This window comes from Verrucomicrobiia bacterium, from assembly GCA_019634635.1.
GTDB lineage: Bacteria > Verrucomicrobiota > Verrucomicrobiia > Limisphaerales > UBA9464 > UBA9464.
This window is the reverse complement of sequence record JAHCBB010000003.1, coordinates 184,703-202,227: the sequence shown is the minus strand read 5'-3', so window position 1 is coordinate 202,227 and position 17,525 is coordinate 184,703. Positions and strand designations below refer to the sequence as shown.

Annotated in this window: 14 protein-coding genes and 1 tRNA gene; 5 read left to right on the top strand and 10 right to left on the bottom strand. The window is 64.4% G+C overall.

Annotated features, from left to right (window positions below):
* The first annotated feature begins 209 nt into the window (after positions 1-209).
* On the top strand, positions 210-2,873 hold the full coding sequence (locus tag KF791_03365) for a LamG domain-containing protein (protein MBX3731614.1): 2,664 nt from the start codon (positions 210-212) through the stop codon (positions 2,871-2,873).
* A gap of 223 nt (positions 2,874-3,096) precedes the next feature.
* Here KF791_03365 and KF791_03360 read toward each other — a convergent pair whose 3' ends face one another.
* A complete protein-coding gene (locus tag KF791_03360; GenBank protein ID MBX3731613.1) occupies positions 3,097-3,771 on the bottom strand; it encodes a hypothetical protein in 675 nt (224 codons plus the stop codon).
* Between the two features lie 318 nt (positions 3,772-4,089).
* On the opposite strand from KF791_03360, the gene KF791_03355 reads away from it, so the two are divergent.
* From KF791_03355 to KF791_03345, 3 genes are all read left to right on the top strand, one after another.
* The gene (locus tag KF791_03355) at positions 4,090-4,992 is read left to right on the top strand and encodes a dihydrodipicolinate synthase family protein (GenBank protein MBX3731612.1); all 903 of its coding nucleotides are present in this window, start codon (positions 4,090-4,092) and stop codon (positions 4,990-4,992) included.
* Positions 4,993-5,209: 217 nt separating this feature from the next.
* Positions 5,210-5,365: a hypothetical protein gene (locus KF791_03350; protein MBX3731611.1), complete on the top strand. Its 156-nt coding sequence runs from the start codon at positions 5,210-5,212 to the stop codon at positions 5,363-5,365.
* A gap of 115 nt (positions 5,366-5,480) precedes the next feature.
* Complete coding sequence (locus tag KF791_03345; protein MBX3731610.1) at positions 5,481-5,717, top strand: hypothetical protein; 237 nt, start codon at positions 5,481-5,483, stop codon at positions 5,715-5,717.
* An 814-nt stretch (positions 5,718-6,531) separates the two neighbouring features.
* On the opposite strand, the gene KF791_03340 is transcribed toward KF791_03345, so the two are convergent.
* From KF791_03340 to KF791_03330, 3 genes are read right to left on the bottom strand one after another with little or no spacing between them, the layout of a single operon-like run.
* The gene (locus tag KF791_03340) at positions 6,532-6,804 is read right to left on the bottom strand and encodes an N-6 DNA methylase (GenBank protein ID MBX3731609.1); all 273 of its coding nucleotides are present in this window, start codon (positions 6,802-6,804) and stop codon (positions 6,532-6,534) included.
* Complete coding sequence (locus KF791_03335; GenBank protein MBX3731608.1) at positions 6,801-7,793, bottom strand: restriction endonuclease; 993 nt, start codon at positions 7,791-7,793, stop codon at positions 6,801-6,803. Before KF791_03335 ends, KF791_03340 begins: the two co-directional genes overlap by 4 nt.
* A complete protein-coding gene (locus KF791_03330) occupies positions 7,738-9,264 on the bottom strand; it encodes an Eco57I restriction-modification methylase domain-containing protein (protein MBX3731607.1) in 1,527 nt (508 codons plus the stop codon). Before KF791_03330 ends, KF791_03335 begins: the two co-directional genes overlap by 56 nt.
* A 380-nt stretch (positions 9,265-9,644) precedes the next feature.
* Between KF791_03330 and KF791_03325 the strand changes: the two genes are divergently transcribed.
* Positions 9,645-9,995, top strand: coding sequence for a hypothetical protein (locus KF791_03325; GenBank protein MBX3731606.1), 351 nt, complete (start codon positions 9,645-9,647; stop codon positions 9,993-9,995).
* Positions 9,996-10,120: 125 nt separating this feature from the next.
* Here the strand turns inward: KF791_03325 and KF791_03320 are convergent.
* The 6 genes from KF791_03320 to KF791_03295 all read right to left on the bottom strand — a co-directional run bounded on the left by KF791_03320 (position 10,121) and on the right by KF791_03295 (position 17,438).
* Positions 10,121-10,194, bottom strand: a tRNA-Gly gene (locus KF791_03320).
* Between the two features lie 251 nt (positions 10,195-10,445).
* Positions 10,446-12,914, bottom strand: a complete 2,469-nt coding sequence (locus KF791_03315; GenBank protein ID MBX3731605.1) for a hypothetical protein — start codon at positions 12,912-12,914, stop codon at positions 10,446-10,448.
* Positions 12,915-12,943: 29 nt separating this feature from the next.
* Positions 12,944-14,560, bottom strand: a complete 1,617-nt coding sequence (locus KF791_03310; GenBank protein MBX3731604.1) for a hypothetical protein — start codon at positions 14,558-14,560, stop codon at positions 12,944-12,946.
* 21 nt (positions 14,561-14,581) lie between these two features.
* Positions 14,582-15,490 (bottom strand): glycosyltransferase family 2 protein, encoded by a 909-nt coding sequence (locus KF791_03305; protein MBX3731603.1) that lies wholly within the window; start codon positions 15,488-15,490, stop codon positions 14,582-14,584.
* Entirely contained in the window at positions 15,487-16,599 is a 1,113-nt protein-coding gene (gene wecB, locus KF791_03300; GenBank protein ID MBX3731602.1) for a UDP-N-acetylglucosamine 2-epimerase (non-hydrolyzing), read from the bottom strand. Before wecB ends, KF791_03305 begins: the two co-directional genes overlap by 4 nt.
* 8 nt (positions 16,600-16,607) lie before the next feature.
* The gene (locus KF791_03295) at positions 16,608-17,438 is read right to left on the bottom strand and encodes a class I SAM-dependent methyltransferase (protein MBX3731601.1); all 831 of its coding nucleotides are present in this window, start codon (positions 17,436-17,438) and stop codon (positions 16,608-16,610) included.
* Positions 17,439-17,525: the final 87 nt, after the last annotated feature.

The window sequence follows — 17,525 nt, the reverse complement described above, 5'->3', positions numbered from 1 at the left end:
ACGTCACTGAAACGGCATTGACTGCCGCAGGCCGGCATGGACTCTCGTCATCAACACGCAGTTGGTTCAAGCCCGCTGGGCCCCTGTGGTTTGGGAGGACACGGCACTCCTGTTCCCCCAGGCACCGGCCTTCATTGCGGGGTCACGGGGCCCCGCAGGGAAGCTTTGGCCATGGTGTGGCCCGACCCGTCTGCGGCTCCAATTCTCCCATGATGACTCGTCCTTCTTCCCTCCCGCCGGCGTCCGTCGTCGGTCGTTCCTCCAAGTACCGCCTCCCGCGCCTGCTTCTGACGGCGCTTGCCCTCTCCGGTGCGCTTCGGGCCCAGGATTATCCGGCCGCGGTCCTTGGGGACAACCCGCTGGCCTATTACCGTCTCAACGATTCCCTGGTTCGTGGAAATGTCCTGACCAACTCCGGGTCCCTGGGCGCCCCGGGCGATGCCGCAAACACGGGTGCGCGGCCGTTTCCGGGCGCGATCGCCGGCACCGGCGACCTGTCCCAGTTCTTTGACGGCGCCTCCTGGGCGGAAATCCCGTGGAATGCCGCGATCAATCCGCCAAACACCGAACCGTTCACCATGGAGGCGTGGCTCTACCCGGCCTCCGACCAGATCAATGCGGGCCAGGCACCGGTGATGAACCGCTATTCGTATCCGGGCGTGAATCGCCAGGGCTGGGTGATTTTCCAGCGTGCGCGCGATGACAGCTACGCCGGAGCGCCCGGATTCGAGGGCGTGGGCTGGAACTTCCGGATGTATCGCGGCGAGGGCGGCAGTTCGGGACTCGATGTCACCAGCAATGTGCCCTTCGAGATCGGCGTCTGGACCCATTTGGTGGTGGTGTACAACCCGGACGATGACGGCAGCCAGTCTCTGACCATGTTCGTCAACGGCGTTGCCGCGGCGACCAACGTGTGGACCGGCGAGGGACCGGGCTATGTCGCCAACACCGACGACCACCCGTCGGACGAGGCGCCCAACGGCCCGGCCGGGCTGGCCCTTGGCGCCTACAACAACACCAGCCCCGGAGGGAATCCGTATTTCGGCGCCGTGGATGAGTTTGCGATGTATGCGAGGCTCCTGACCCCGGAGCAGATCCTCGCCCACTACCAGAATGGAACGAACGCCGCCCGCGTCGTTCCCTATCCGGCCCTGGTCCAAGCGGACGCCCCGGTGGTGTACCTGAGGCTGGATCAGTTGTCCGACGGCCCCCCGGTCACGCTCAACCTGGGCAATCTTCGCAAGGCCGGGGAAGGGGTGCCGTCGGTCGAGGTGGTCCGCCCGGTGCCCAGCGCCCTCGCGGCCCCGGGTGGGGACACCGCCTACGGCTTTCATCACCGCAATGGCAGCGCGGTGACCACCATTCCCTTCACCCCGGACAACAATCCCGACGCCGGCATTCCCTTCACGCTCGAGGCCTGGTTGCGGCCGACGTCGGCGCGGCAGAACCCGGGTGCCGCACCGATCGCCAACCGCTATGTGAGCTCGGGGAACCGCACCGGCTGGGTGATCTTCCAGCGGGCTCCGGACGAGGAATCCGCAGGCGGGGACGGTGTGGGCTGGAATTTCCGCATGTTCACCGGCTCCGGTGGCGGCGGTCAGAACGTCGTCACCGGGGTGCCCTTCACCCTGGGTGAATGGCAACAGCTTGTGATCACCTGGACCCCGACGGAGGACACCGGTTTTGGCGACGGCAGCTGGTTCGGCACGCTGACGGCATACGTCAACGGCGAATTCGCAGCCTCCAATGAGTTGGCCATGTACAAGGCGAACACGGATCCCACCGAGGATGGCACCCTCCCGTCCGATTTTGCCGTCGGCGCCTACAACGCCGCCTCCGGACTCGGCGACAATCCGTTCGAGGGCGACGTGGACGAGGTGGCGTTCTACAACAATTACCTTCTGACTCCGGAGCAGATCCTTTCGCATTACCAGGCCGGCACCAATGCGCTGGCCTCGCCGGCCTACGCCAGCCAGGTGCTGATGGCCGCCTATGACGGCACCGGCACGCAGCGCAGCATGCCGGCCACCTACCTTCGCCTCAGCGACCCGGCGTTGTTCCCCGCGGCCAACCACGGCACGTTGGGCTCGGGCGCGGACGGCAGCCTGGTGGTGACCACCAATGATGTGGCCGGGCCCCGCCCGCCCGCCGAAATGGGCTTCAGCGACACCAATGCCGCCGTACCGCTGGATGGCACCAAGGGTTGGATCAACCTCAACAACCCCCCGGGTCTCGACATTGCCGGTGCCATCACCCTCGAATCCTGGGTGAAGCCCGGTGCCATCCAGGGGGAGCTGGCCAACATCATCTCCCATGGGACCAATGGCCTCGGCGCCGAGGTGTACCTGCGGATCAATGCCGAAGGTGCCTATGCCGTGGGTTCCTCGGATGGTGCCACCGCTCAGGGCGTCACCTTTCCGGTTCCGGGGGGCGATCTCGGCAGTGCGGACTGGATCTATCTGGCCGGCACCTATGACGGGACCTCGTGGAACCTGTATCGCAACGGCGTTTTGGTCGCCTCCGAACCGTCTACGACCGGGGCGGTGGCGGTTCCTGACGCCAACTGGGCGATTGGATCCACCGGCAGCGGCTGGGAGCACTACTTCACTGGCACGGTGGATGAAGTGGCGATCTACGACCGGGCGCTGACCGCCGCGCAGGTGCTCGCGCACTACAATGCGGGCGTGTCGGGGCAGCTGCCAATCACGCTCCAGATCGGTCAGGACGGCGGGGTCGTCACCATCACCTACACCGGTGGGACGCTCCAGGAGTCCGAATCGCTTGGGGGCGGGTATCAGGACGTGCCCGCGGCGACGTCCCCGTACACGCCTGCACTTACCACGGACACCCGATTCTACCGCGTGCGCCAGTAGGCGGTCGCCGGTTTCAGGGCCGGTGGGTGGGGACCCGCTGCCGCGGGTCCGTAATTCTCCGTCCGCGCAGGAGGCGCGGACGGCCTGTGCGTGTGGAGTCACCACCCCGAATGCCGCGATCGGAGCGTTGGGAGGCCCCGGGATCCGCGGTGGCACAGCCGCGGATGGAAGTGAGGGCGGCGCAGCAGCACCGCCCCCGTCCAGCCTTGGAGGGCCCCGAGGCCTACCGGCAAAGGTTCGTGACCATGAACGACTTGGTCATCAAACAAAGCCGCTCATGGAGGACCCGGCTTTCCGGAAACAGGGAGGTCAGTTCCTTGCGTGTCAGCAGCCGTGTCTCCTCGCAACGAATCCTCGCCTCCAGCCAGTCCGGCTCCCGTCCCATGAAGCCCATTTGGAAGTGCTGGTGAAGCCACGTTCGGATGCCGAGGGGAAGCAGGGCGAAAAACGGGAAATAGAAATGGGGTTCGATCGGGAAGGTCCTCGCGGGTGTTTGAACGAAGTGATGCCGCCCGTGACGGCGGATGGTCTCCGCCATGCGCCGTTGCTGTTGCAGGCTGCCCACATGCTCAATGACCGAATTGGAGTAGATGATGTCGTAGTGTTGGAGGCGCAGCGAGCCTGGATCCAGCGCATCGCCGCCGTAGACGTTGAAGGCGATCCCATGGAGCTCGTGACTGGCGGGCTCCACGGGGGGCAGGTTGACAATATCCACTTCGGCAAAGAGGCCGGGGGGCAGCGCGGGACCGTTGAGCTTCCAATAGTTGAGCGTCCCACCGACATCCAGGAGCGACAGATCCCGCCGGCCCAACTGCGCCACCAGCGATCCGAAGAACTCGACCCGCTTCCGGCGGGCTCTTGCCGACAGCGAGCTGGAGTTGCCTGGGTCACTGATCATGGGGTGTTTTGCACGTCTTGAACCGGCCCACTCTTTTGAATCGAAGGGTCGGGTCAAGGAGTTCCAGCCCTCGGGCGGGGCGGCGGGTGGGGACAGGCGGCCTCCGGGGTTCATCGGTGGTGCTGTTGGCCTCGGCTGCGTCCGACACCCGATCGCGGACCGTTGCCGTGCGGGTCGCCGGCGGGACGGTGGTCATCGCGGACGAAATGGAGCCCGCCGCGTCCCGAGCAGTCCGGTCGCGCCGGCCTGCAACGCCGCGGCAATGTGAAATTCCGCCACGACACGACGCCAGATTCGCGACAAGGTTTCGGCCGACGCATGAAGCCCTTTTGGTCCGGAGTCTTTCCAGCCATCACCACCCAGATGCATCGCGATGGATCCCTCGATCTGGAGGGGACGGCGGCGCATGCGGAGGCCCTGATCCGTTCAGGAATCTCCGGACTGATTGTCCTGGGTTCCCTCGGCGAAAATCAGTCGCTGGACGCCGGGGAAAAACAACGCGTGATGGCGGCGATGCGGGAGGCGGTGGCCGGGCGCATCCCCCTGCTCAGCGGGGTGGCTGAAGGCAGCCTGGAGGCGGCCGTGCGCCACGTGCGGGAGGGCGAGGCACTGGGGTTGGACGGCTTCATGGTGATGCCGCCCATGAGTTACCGGTCGCCCGATCCGCGGGAGTCGCTCCATCACTTCCGCGAGGTGGCCCGAGCCACGGGCCTCCCGATCATGATCTACAACAACCCGATCAGCTACGGCCACGATCTGACCCCGGAATTGTTTGCGAAGCTGTCCACCCAGAAAAACTTCGTCGCGCTCAAGGAGAGCTCCGGAAACCCCCGGCGGATCACCGACCTGCACAACACCGTGGGCGGACGCTACGCCCTGTTCACCGGTGTGGATGACCTGGCACTGGAAAGCGCGGTGCTGGGAATTGATGGGTGGGTTGCCGGGGCCGGCATCGCCTTTCCCCGGGAGAACCAGCATTTCTGGGAGTTGACGCGCCGGGGTGAGTGGGACCGTGCGCGGACGCTTTACCGGTGGTTCACCCCGCTGCTGCACCTGGATGTGCACCCCAAGTTTGTCCAGTACATCAAGCTGGCGGTGCAGGAGGCCGGCCTGGGCGGCGAATGGGTGCGGGCGCCCCGGCTGCCACTGATCGGTGCCGAGCGAAGAGCCGTGCTCAAGATCATCCGCGAAGGGATCGCCACCCGCCCACGCCTCCGCTGAATCCTTCTGGACGGTCTGTGGAGGATGGAGCGGGTGAAGGGAATCGAACCCTCGTTACGAGTCTGGGGGCAAAAGGGGTGAGAAATGGCCTGAATTGCCCGGCTCAAGACGGTTCACCGGACGCACACGCTTGATTTCCCGTTTCAGCCTTCGCGGCGATGGCAGCAGTTCTTCATCAAGATCAAGAAGCCGCATCTCTGCTTTCCACTGCCCTCGGGTGACCTACGTGAACCGGTTGCGCCGGGCAGGTGTGCCACGCGAAGCCGCCATGCGGTTGGTCATCCATGCTTCCGACCTTGTGCACCAGATTCACGATCGGGAGAAGATTCAGGACGTCGAGCAGCGGCGCGACGCGGTCGCGTTTCCCCAATAGTCGGAAGTCCGTCTCCTCCTCGCCTGCGATGAGTGGGTCGCCGGGTCGCCCGTCCGGGCTTAGGTGGCGGAATCGGCAGTTGGCTATCCCTCCCGATTGGTGGCATTTTGACAGCATGCAAACGGTGACCTTGCCTGAAGCACAGCGGCGGTTGACGGAGCTCGTGCGTGACCTCGCCATCCGGGGTGATCTGGTCATTACCGATGCGGACAAACCCATTGCCAAGCTCTCCTTCCTGTCTTCCCGCCCGTCGCTGAAGGATCTCCAGCCCAAGTCCGTCGGAGCGATTCTCCGCCCCTTTCCCTCGGCCGACGACGATCTGCTCGGAGAGTTGCTGGATCCCCGACCATGATCGGCGTTGACACCACGGTTCTGGCATCGTCAGCAGAATTTGTGGGTAGGAGGCGGTCGGCAAACTCCGCTGGCGGTGGAATCAAAGCCACCAATGCGTCCTTGTCGATTTCGCAAAAAGCCCATGTTCTTTCCAGCCGTCTCCAATCCTCAGAATCCACAAGGCCAGAGATCCGAAACACGCGCAGAATGTTCGGGAATGATTTCACCTTGATGAGGTTGGTCAGAAGCTGCTCGCCCGTGTCGTTCACTAAGTCTTCGGCGCGTGGGAAACTGGAAGCCGCGAGTGGCGCAGCGTTCGCGAGCGAACGCGGAGCTGAAATCGAATCCAACTTCTTGAGGAGCGCCCGCCAACCGTCTGCCCAACCGCGCGTGAAGGAGATTTTGGAATGTCCTGCAGCCGGTCACTGAGGGTTACCGAAAATACCGCGACATGATTGGCCTCGGAGGCCTTTTCGAAAAGATCATCGTAGTTGGTTGTATATACGCGCCGCCAAGGCAAAGACGCGATGGTTGTCTGAGCCTTGGGAACCGGGGTCGCTGCAGTAAATTCTGGCTTAATAATGTCTATTATGGCATCCGTTCCTCGCTGCTCACGGAATATCTCTGCGGCGAGGGAGAGGGGTGTTTCGGCAGGGAGCTCCGCCAACCCGGCGATCTGTTCGCCGAGTTGTTTTCCACTCGAGAACGCGGAGCTTTTGATGTTATTGGCTCCAAAAGAGAACCCAGCGCCCAAGAATAAAACAGCGTCTCCTTTGGCTGCGTAGCGGATGGCAGTTTCAATGTTGATATTCAGTTGGTTGAGTTGTTATTTTTCAATTGGCGTTGTCGGTTCGCGGCAGGCTGAAGAGGAGGGTGCGGACCCGTCCAACCATGTCTTTTAACCGTTCCTTGTCCGCGGCGTCGGCGTTGAAGGGCGAGTTTGCGATCACGGAATCAGGGCGGAGGGCGGGATCTAGGTCGCGGTGGAAGGCGTCGGCGTTCTCGGGGCCGAAGTCGGTATCGATGCTGTGCAGGGCGAGATTCATGACGGCGAGGGGGCTGGGCGACGACGCCGGGAGGCTGGGCATGTCGGATGTGGGGCTCATAGTTTGGGCTTCACGTCGGGATATGGCCCGAGGAACCGCTCGCCGTTGAAGTGGATCATGTGATCGGGGTCCTCGGCGATCCAGACTTCGGATTCCCAGGCGATGTGCGAGAGAAAGGTTTGCATGGTGCGGCGGGTCTCGAAGGCGGTGACGAATACCAAACCGGCTTTGCAGCCGGCGAACAGGTCTTTGAGTTCCTTGCGGCGCTTGCCGTCCACCGGGCCGGCGCTGGTGACGGCTTCGATGAGCAAAAGCCAGTTCTTCGCGATGTGGTGGACGATGACGTCGGGAATCTTGGCGGCGGAATCCAAGGTGACTCCGAGTGCGGTCAAGCCGGCCGTTTCGAGGTGGACGAACTTGTTTTCCGTATCGCCGATGTAGAGCACCAGGCCGCCGGGAGCGAAGGCGGGGCAGAATTGTTCGATGATGGCCTTGATGAGCGGGTTCTGCCCGCCGGGCGAAAGTGCGACCTGGGATCCGTCGGGCAGAGTCACAGGCACACGGGCCAAATCGCGTTTGCGGGCGATCTCGTGTTTGAGGGTTTCGCGGCTGGCGAGGTAGCGTTGCAGCACCGATGTCCATTCACGGGTGCCAACCTTGCGAAGGAGGGCGAGCGCGGTGGGTTCGATTTGATACACCGTCTTCCCGCTATTGGTCGGGCGCTTGGGGTCGTCGGGATTGCGCAGCAGCAGACCTTCCTCCACGAAGAACTTCACCGCGTCATCGCGAATGGTTTCGCGAGTATTCGGCGCGTAGCGGTTGCCATAGGCATCGGCGATGAAATCAATGATCGGCGTGATGCCGCGCAGCGGGGCTTGTGCGTCTGCCCAGGAAACATCCGGTCGCAGGTCCAGCAGGGCGAGCAACGTGTAGGCGGCGGTTTCGTTCCGCTGCTTCTGCCCAAACTGCAAAGCGGCGAGTGCCGCGATGGCCTCAGCAAGTCGCCGCTTTCGCGCGGCGGATTTTCGGTTGGGTTTGTCGGCTGGCATGAAGGTGTTGGGTGACGAGTTGGTCGATCTCGTCCTGCGTGAGGTCGAGCGTGGTCATTTCGCGGCCCATCGCTTGGAGAGTGTCACGGTCAGGATAGGTCAACGTGCGGAGGTCGGTGGCGTTCACCTGGGTGTGGCCGCTAAAACGACGGAAGTACTGGTCAACCACGGTCGAGTTTAGGAAGGCGTAGAGGCCGAAAGCGAGATGGCGCTCCAGACCGCGACCGTTAGCGTGAAAGTAATTCAGGTGGTTCTCGAATCCGATCCATTCCGCCTTCACCTGCTCGGGATCGAACAGGCACGCCACGAGGCGGCGGCGCTCTTCCTTCGACGTGAAGCGCTTCGTGAGCAGATACATTCCGGAGGGCACGAGCCACGGGCGGGTTTCGGCGTTGTCGAGGATGGCGTTGGGCTTGCGGGCTTCGAGCTTGGGCCAATGAACGGTGCCGCCATTGAAATGACAGGGATACAGCAGCGGCACCGTGCCGCGTTCCGGTTCTTTGCGTAGCGCGTCTTTGAGGCGGAAATCCACGACGCGCCCGGTGGACACCGTCACACCCAATGAGGAGAGGCTGGCGCTGAGGCCGTCCATGGTTTCCTTGGCGGTCGCGTGGCCGGTGTTGGACGGAATATGGATGAATTTTCCGACGTCGTGCGGATGGACGATCTCGGTGAAGGGAAAGACCGTCTCGATGATGTCGTCATCTCCCTCACCGCTGCTGCTGGACACCATGACTTCGGGCGGTTGGTGGCGGCCCTTTACCGCATGAAAAATGATGTTCTCCTGCAAAACGCTGTCTTGGCGGAAGGCTGCTCTGCGGGATTCGAAGACGTGGAGTCGGCGTAGTTCCAGTTGGCTCAGGAAGTCCTCGCGGAACGGGCGGAAGTATGGGCCATTGCAAAAGCTCCGGGGCGTGATGCCGACGAGTTGTCCACCGGGAACGAGCAGTCGCTGAACGAGTGCGATGAAGCCCGTGTAAAGGTTGCTGGTTTCAACCCCGACGGAATGCAGGGCGCGGCGCTCGCCGGAGTCGGTGCTGATTTTGCGATAGGGCGGATTCGCGATGGCGGCATCGAAGGCGGGCGGCCGAGTGCCGAACAAGTCGCCGGCAAGGCGCGACGACATCTCCCGGATGAAGTCGGTGGAATGGATGCTGAAGGTGAAGCGAATCCCCGCGTCAGAGCACCGGCGGTCGCACTCCCGCATGGTTGCGGCCAGCGCGTCCAAGATTTCGCCGTCAAGTTCGTAGAGAGTCGCTTCGATGGTGCGAACATCGTCACGCCCCTCGCAGCACCGGGAGACGAAAGCCAAGGTGAGTGCGCCCGCGCCCGCGCCTGCATCCAGCAACCGAACCGTACGAGGCAGCGGCCCGAACATTGAGGCCATGAAGTCGGCCACCGGCGAGGCGGTGAGGAACTGACCGAGTTCCCCTTGCCTTTCCCTAAGGTTTTCTCTGGCAGCGATTTTCATCTCGTCATCCTACCGGACGGAGGTTCGTTCCTTCACCAATGCAGGGGAAGCCGTGAGTCGGTCTTGACCATGGTTGAGGTTAGTGTTTCGCCTTGGGCCGAATCGAGAAATTCCATGAATCCCGCGACTTTTGAAAGGAAATCCAGCCTCCGAGGCCAGACATCCAAACCGTTATTGAGTCACGGTTTGGGGCTGGGAAGAGGGATCATGCGCTGAAATTGGCGCTGGAGAACGGCTCGGCGGCGTTCGGTTCGGAGGGGCGACCGGATTGGAGCCAGGCGAGTCCTTCGGCTCCTTTTGTGTATCGGAGACATCCGCGAATCCCCAGAAGGCGGTAGAAGTTCCAATGACATTGGATTCCCCGTTTTGGGAATGACTCCTTGTGCATCGCAACCGGCATGTTCCCGGACAAGCAACTATGCAACGTGCGGCTCGACGAGGTGGTCGAGAAGCGGCGCTTGGCTCAGGCACTGAACGCGAAGGAGTTTGCGGTGCTGGCGGGGATTTCGTACTCGACGGCGCGCTCTTGGTTCAGGTCACCCGGGTTCCCGTCGTTCCGTGGGCACGTCTTCTGGACTGACTTCGAGAAGTGGCGGTCCACGGAGACTGGTATCGCACAGAGCGGCGAGAACTCGAGTGTCACGGGGCGTCAGGCCCTCGACAAGGCACCGGTTTTTCCGGGGTACTCGAAACTCCCGCCCCGAGCTGTTCGGCTCCTCGCCGAGGCTTGAATGGTTGCGTCAGGCCGCAATCTCCCGCGGTAATCCCTCAGACCATCCCACAACTATGCCTTTGCTCGGACCCGTTCACCTTACTGCACACTGACTGCACTTTCTCGTAAGTGCTTTATAATGAGTGGAGCGGGTGAAGGGAATCGAACCCTCGTCTCAGGCTTGGGAAGCCCACGTTCTACCATTGAACCACACCCGCAAGGTGTTCTGAGCGCCCAAGTAGGGTATCCGAGATTGCCAAGGTTCGCAACTGTGGAGTTTCGAGGTGTCTTTTCGAGGATTGCCGTGCATCCGGAACTGGATGTGTCGCGGGCCGCCTTGGTGAGCGGCACCCGCTGGTAGCTGATGACCCGCGACCAAGGCTGCGGGCTTGCCAGAAAGTGGAGTGCGGATGTCCCGCTACTGGTCGCCATCCGGTTTCCGTTCCGGCACCCGCTCCGCTGACAGTGGCTACTTTGGGGCAAAGACGGCGACCACCCCCTCGGAAGGTTCGCCCGGCGCGTAGCCGTCTCCGGGGAGGACCGAGAGGGTGACAAGTCGCCCACTGCGGGCCTTGTCGCGGACGGGGACGATATCGAGGATGAGCTCCTGCTGGCCGCGCGCAAACGCCACCGTGGATCCGACGGCCTCCGCACGGGATCCACGGCCGGAAGACGCGGTCATCAAACGGAAGTCGGTGCCGGCCTGCGCGGCCTGCGGCCCTTCGGCGGTGCCGATGCGCACGGTGAGCGGCCGGTCGGCTGGTCCATTGCGTCGAAGCCGCACCCGGCCCGCGTGATCGTTCTGGGCATCCGCCACCGCGAACTCGACGAGGACGTCCACGGTCTGGCCATGGGACACATGCGCGGTGGCCCAGGCATCCTGATATTCATCCCACTCGCCCGCGCGCCCGCTTCCACCGTCAGTCCAGGCCCGGATTCGATCCACGCCGTTGGCATCCCGGGTCACGGGCCAGGAAAACACCGCGACCCCGTCGGCTCCGGTGGTCGCCGTCAATCGGCGGGTGTGGAGACTTCCCGGCAACACCTCCAGGTGCACCTGACGGCCGCCGAGCGGCGCCGTTCCGGGGATTCCTGCACGGGGGGTGGGCTGGAAAGCGACGCGGACCGGCAGGCGGAACTCGCCTCCCGACGGTGGCAGCGGGACGCCGCACAAAACCTCGACGGCGCCGATGAGCACGCGATCCAATCCCTCGGTGAATCCTTCACTTGGACGCGTGTTGGCCGTTCCAAACGGGACGCCCTTCCAGGGGATCCGGCGCTGAACGTTGGTAAACATCATCTCCACCCGTTCAAGAGCTCCCATCGGGGCAAACCCGCGACCTGTTTTCAGGGCCTCGCGAAGTTCCATGAGGGGCGAACTGCCCTCGGTCAGCGTGGCCAGGCGTCCCCCCCGCAATGGCTGCATCCTGGCGAAATCCAGTGGCTCGGTGGAAATGCGGTTCCCTTCAAGGTCCACCTCGAGTGCGTCCCCGCGGAACACCGGGGGCGAATTGGTGACCCCGGGGTCCCGGGCCGGGAGCCGGTAGACGATCCGATACTCCGGTTCGCGGGAGAAGAGGGGATTCAGGCTGCCGAACTCCTCGCGGGAACGGGTGGTGAACCAGTTGTCCGTCAGCCGGATGTCCCGCGCGATGCCCTGCACCTTCAAACCGCCAAATTCCGGGAAAGCATGACGCCCCGGGCGCAACCCGGGATCCACGCTGACGAAACGCGTGCCGTCCGGCTTCGCCAGCGATTGGTAATTCCGGTAGTTCGGAACGGTGAGCTGGCCGGCAAACCGAAAACTATTACCCGAGATCTGATAGTGCTGCATGAACGGCGTCCGGGTGGAATGGGTGCCCACATAGCCGATCGCAAATGCGTCCAACGCCAGGTTGTTGGTGATGTCCACGTGGCGGATCACGCCGGTGTCGGTGTTGAAGGGCGTCGAGTTCAGGACGGCGTTGTCGCTCCAGACGATCCGCCCCGTGTGGTTGGTTCCGATTCCCGCGGCGCCGAGCGCGATCACTCCGGGGGCGCCCGGCAGGCCCCGCACCTGGTTCCTGCGGAACCACAGCAGGCGACGGGCGGTGTCGCTGGTGGCCCACGAGGGGGTGTTCGGCACATTGAGCCGCACCACACCCATCAGGCAGGTGGCGTATCCATTGTACTGCTGATGAAAATCCGACACCTCGCAGTCCTCGACCACCCAGGGTTTCGGGTCGCCGTCCTCCGGACGCTGCCCTTCGTCCACGGTGAAGACATGGAGGGGGAAGACCTCCACCCCGGCGCTCAGGTCGTTGGTGCGGTGGGGCATCAGGCCGTGCGCGCCGAAATTGCGCACGATGACGCGGCGGATGCGCCCGGTCCGTGCACTGACCTGGACGGGGCTGTTCTTATACCCCCGGAAATAGCCCGGACCGTTGTAATTCGTCTGGCCGGTCCAGTTCCCGTCAATCGTCAGGTTCTCCATTTCGAAGCGCTGCAGATACTCGTTGTTTCGCGAGAGGTTGATCACATCCACCCAGTTGCCCCCGCGGTCGCTCGCGCCGGAATTGAAATTGGGCAGGAGCTTGAGCACGACGTCCTCCGGATTCTTTCCCAACCCCCGGATCCGGATCTTCCACTCGCTCGGGCCGACAATCGTGGTGTCCAGCGGTTGTACGAGGTATTCGCCGGGATGGAAATGAATGGTGACGTCGCGGACCTGTCCCGGGCCCCCGTTGAGCACGCTCCACTGCATGAAGTTGGGGCTGTAAACGCGAGGCTGGTCCGGAGCGGTGCCATTGCCGCGGCCTCCGGGGGCGAACCAGAAATTGGTCGCCCCGGGCTCCGCGGCGGCGGCAGTGGGGATCAGGGCGGAGCCCAGGACTGCCGCGATGAGGGCGAGGGAGCGAAGGAACGTCATGGTGCTGCCTTTTGCGGTCGGAGTGTTCATGGATGCAGTCCTCGGTGGAATCGGCACCGTCAGGCCGGCAGGCCGGCGGGTTCCAGCGCGGGCTCCGGAGGTCGTCGCGAACCCGCCACCTCGGTCAGGGCCTGCTGCGCGGCTTCCCGGCGCCTCAGGTGCCAGTCACAGGCCACCATGAGACCGGCGGGCAATGCAAAGGCGCGCAGAGCGGTCTCGGCATCGCCGTGCAGAAACACGAAGGAAATCGCATTGGAGGTCCAGAGGGATGCGATGAGTGCGGAGAAGCGCAGGAAGTCGTCCGTTGCGCCATCCCGCCGGACCCGGCTGAAGATGCGCCACGCCAGCACGCTGCCGCCGGCCAGGAGCAGGAAGATCGAGAGCGTGCCGGGGAGTCCGGTGTTCACCAGCAGGCCGATCGTGCCGTTGTAAAACACCCCGTTGTCCACGTGCAGGTACGCCATGTCATACCGGTACTGGGCCGGATCCAGGTCGGTCATCTTGCCAAAGCCGCGGCCGATCCAGCGGTACTGGCTGGACAGCTCCCAGCCGATCTTCCGGATGGTGATCCGGCCATCGAACGTTGCCCGGCCGTCCTCGTCGGCGAGCCGGTCCACGGTAATTCCAGGAATGATGGACAGGGCTCGTTGTGCGGACAGCGGCAGATCCCGTACGTAGAAAAAGGCGGCGAAGTAGGCCGCGGCAAGGAGGGCGGCCGCCGTGACCAGTCGCTGGGGATTGAAGAACCGCTGCGACCAGGCCAGGACGATGGCGGTGACGGTGGCGGTGTACACCAGCACCCGGTGGCCGCTGAGCACCCCCAGGGCGATGAGGGCGATGGTGAGCGGCCACATCCAGACGCCATGGCGGTTCGCATAGTCCTGGAACGGTCTTTTCACCCACAGCACCAGCAGCATGGCCTGGGTGAAAAGGAACAGGGACTGGAACCGGCGGATGCCAAAGCGGAGGCTCTGAATCTCGAAGTTGATGCCGTCGCCGGGAAGTTCGAGAAAGAGCAGCAGATCGAAGAGCGGCCCCTTGCCGAACGAGAAGATGAAGTCGGAGGCGAGGTAGGTGACCGACAGGACGCATTGCAGGATGAACAGGCGGACCAGCAGCCTCTCGGAGAGAGGATTGAGGGCGAGCAGCACGGGAAATACGGCGCAGACGATCTGCTGCAGGTAGATGCGGCCGCCCATCTGGCCGCCGGCCATCGAGCCCCCCAGGGCTCGCAGTCCGACGCCCCGATAGTACATCAGGAAGAGGAGCACCAGGCAGTAGCCGGCAATCCCGATGAAGACCGCCCGGTTGCGCCCAAACCGCTCGGCCGTGCCCTCCGTCTGCCGTCGCAGGGCCAGGGTGATGATCACTCCGGTCCACCCGAGAGCCGCCGCAAGTTCCCAGACGAAGGGGCGCCCGGCGATCCCCGGGATGATCAACGCCGAATTCAGCGTGACGATCCCGATCACCATCGCCAGCGTGGCGTGATACGGCAGGGTCAAGAGCCAGCCGACGCCGAAGACCGCGGCGATCAGAAGGACCGGGGCGCTCGCGAGGAACAATCCGACCATCAGCGCCGCCAGCAGGCAGGCCACCACCACGACGGACTTCTGAAGATGAAATTGCAGCTCACCACCGGTCACAGGCCGCCATGCTAGGACGACGTCGCCCCTCACGGCAACAATTCGCACCGGTCCTCACATCGGGCGGCGGATGCGTTGCCGCCACCAAGCCCGCACGGCTCCGGCCCGTCCGCTCCCCAGAAGTCGGCGTCCGGCCACCACGGGCAGTGCGTGCAGGGGGTCGGCGCGCAGCGCGATCCGGTGAAACGCGGACTCGCGCCGGTCGTCGCCCGCCTCGGCGGCCAGGCGGGCCAGATGCAGGTAGGCCTCCGCCCGGTGCCGACGAGAGGGGTGCGGCAGCGACGGAAGCCGCTCCTCCAGCAAGTGCATCCGGATCCTCCGGATCTCCGACGCCCGTGTCTCCGTCAGGGATGCTTCATGTCTTCGATATCGGTACAGATTGCGATGGATGGCTCGCAATGGAAACTGGGAAGCCACCCGCATCCAGTACTCCCAGTCCTCCACGAGGCGCCAGCAGTCATCGTATTGCCCCACGGACTCCATCACCTCCCGGCGGTAAAGGAAGCACGCGCCGACGGGGTTCACCCGGCCCATCGCCTCAGGCTCCGGCGCCACCCAGTCCCCCACATCGCGTCCCTGGTCGTCCATGTCCGTCATGTCGCAGTACACGAGGCCGGCCTTCGGATCCGATTCGAGGGCGGACACCATCGCCTCCAGTGCCTCTGGACGGTACTCGTTGTCATCCGAGGTCCAGGTGAGGAACCGGCCGGAGGCCCGGGCGAATCCGGCGTTCAACGACCTTGGCAGCCGGAGGTTCTCCGGATTTGTGGCCGGAAGAATCCGGGGATCCAGTGCCGCGAAGTGGCGAATGATTTCAGGAGTTTCATCGGTGGAGGCGTCGTCCTGGATCAACAGTTCCCAACGGGTGTGGGTCTGGCGACGAACGCTTTCCACCGCTCCGGCGAGATAGCGGCTGCCGTTGTAGGTGGGCAGGACGATGGAGACCAGCGGTGTCGGGCTCATGGGACGGTGCGGTCCAACAGGACGGATACGATCCGCTCCGCTGCATGGCCGTCGCCATAGGGATTGGGGATGGCCTCCCGGCGACCCGGGCTCGAAAGGTGGGCTTGTGCGGCGGCGACGATTCGGGAGCGGTCCGTGCCTACGAGTTCCACCACCCCGGCCTCCACGCCCTCCGGACGCTCCGTGGTGTCGCGCATCACGAGCACCGGCACTCCAAAACTGGGCGCCTCCTCCTGCACGCCGCCGGAGTCGGTGAGGATCAACCGGGCCGCGCGCATTGCCGCCACCATGTCCCGGTAGTCCAGCGGCTCCAGCAGGTGGACGTTGGGCAACTCGCGGAGGATCTCCTCGACCGGGGCGCGCACATTGGGATTGCGATGGACCGGAAACACGACGTGGATGCCAGCGTCTCGCGCTTCTGCGGCCACATCGCGAATTGCGCGGCACAATTCGCGAAAGGGGTCACCGAAGCTTTCCCTTCGGTGGGCCGTGACGAGGATGGTGGGCGCTCCGGCGGGTACCGCCGCCAGGGGCCCCAAGGAGCGGTCGTAGGGTTGGGATGCCACCTGAAGCAGGGCGTCCACCACGGTATTGCCCGTCTCATGGATTCGTGCCGGCGCCACCCCTTCCGCCCGCAGCACTTCCGCGGCACGCCGCGTGGGCGCAAAGCATGCTGCTGCGGCGAGGTCCGCGATCCGGCGGTTCATCTCCTCGGGAAACGGCTTCCCAAAATCGCCGGTTCGAAGACCCGCCTCCACATGACCGAATGGAATCCGGTGATAGAAGGCCACAAGGGACGCGGCCATCACGGTGGTGGTGTCCCCCTGGGCAAGGATCCAGTCCGGACGTCGGGACGTCACGACATCGTCCAGTGCGTGAAAAAGATCCCCGGTGAGGCGCGACAGCGTCTGATCCGGTCGCATCAGGTTCAGGTCCACGTCGGGACGCAGTCCGAAGAGCCCCAGGGCCTGATCCAGCATCTCGCGGTGCTGTCCGGTGGAGACCAGGAGGCCCCGGATCCGTCCCGGATGCCGCGAAAGTTCCTGGACGACCGGGGCCATCTTGATGCCCTCCGGACGGGTGCCGACGATGCAGGCGACGGTGATCATTCGGGCCGTCAGGGGGCGGGGACCGATCCCACGGTCATGAGGAGGTATCCCTGCTGCTGACGGATCGGATCGTCAGCGGGCAGCCCGGCGAGCCAGGCGGCGGCCTCGCGGCGGATTTCCGGATCCACGAAATTCAGGAAATCCATTCCCGCCTCCGCCCAAAGGGTCTCCTCGGTCACGTCCCGAAGTCCCGCCTGCTCGAAGACCGCGCGCAACGAGGCGCGGGGCAGTTCGCGTCCGAACGGCCAGGTGCCCTCCGCCTCGGCGACGGACTTGCCCCACCGGTAGGCGAGACAGCCTGCATGGGGAACTAGGGCAATGACCCGTCTGCGGCTGATGCGCGCCTGTTCGCGCACGATGGGCACCAGTTCCGCATCCGGCCAGTGTTCGAGGACGCCGCTGCTCCAGGTGACGTCCACGGATTGGTCCGCCCACGGCAGCGGCCGGGTGAGATCACAGACGGTGGTCTCGGGGGCGGGAAGCCCCGACGCCTCGAACAGGGCGCGGGCGCGGATGAGGATGGCCTCGCTGAAGTCGGCGAGGGCCACGCGGCGGCCGGTGGTCGCGAGTTCGGCGGAGATGGCGGCGGCGCCGCAGCCGGTCTCCAGCAGCAGTTCGCCCGGGAAGGAACAGCGGGTCAGCGCGCGGGCGATCGGGGATTCCAGCGTGCGCACGGGCCGCCGCTCGGCGGCATAAAGGGAGGCCCATTCATCGGCATCGTTGGGACGCTCCGTCTGGCCGGGGCGCGCGGGGCGCGACAGATGGCGTCGAAGGCCTCGCAGCAGGCGCTCGGCGCGCGCGAGCCCTCCGGAGGCGAATTGGGCGGGGTTTCTGGCCATGAAGTTTCCCGGGCGACGAACACGCTCCGGCCCCGCGGGTCGGTGCATCCGTGAAGTGGGCAGGCTATCCGGGTCCCGATCTGAGGT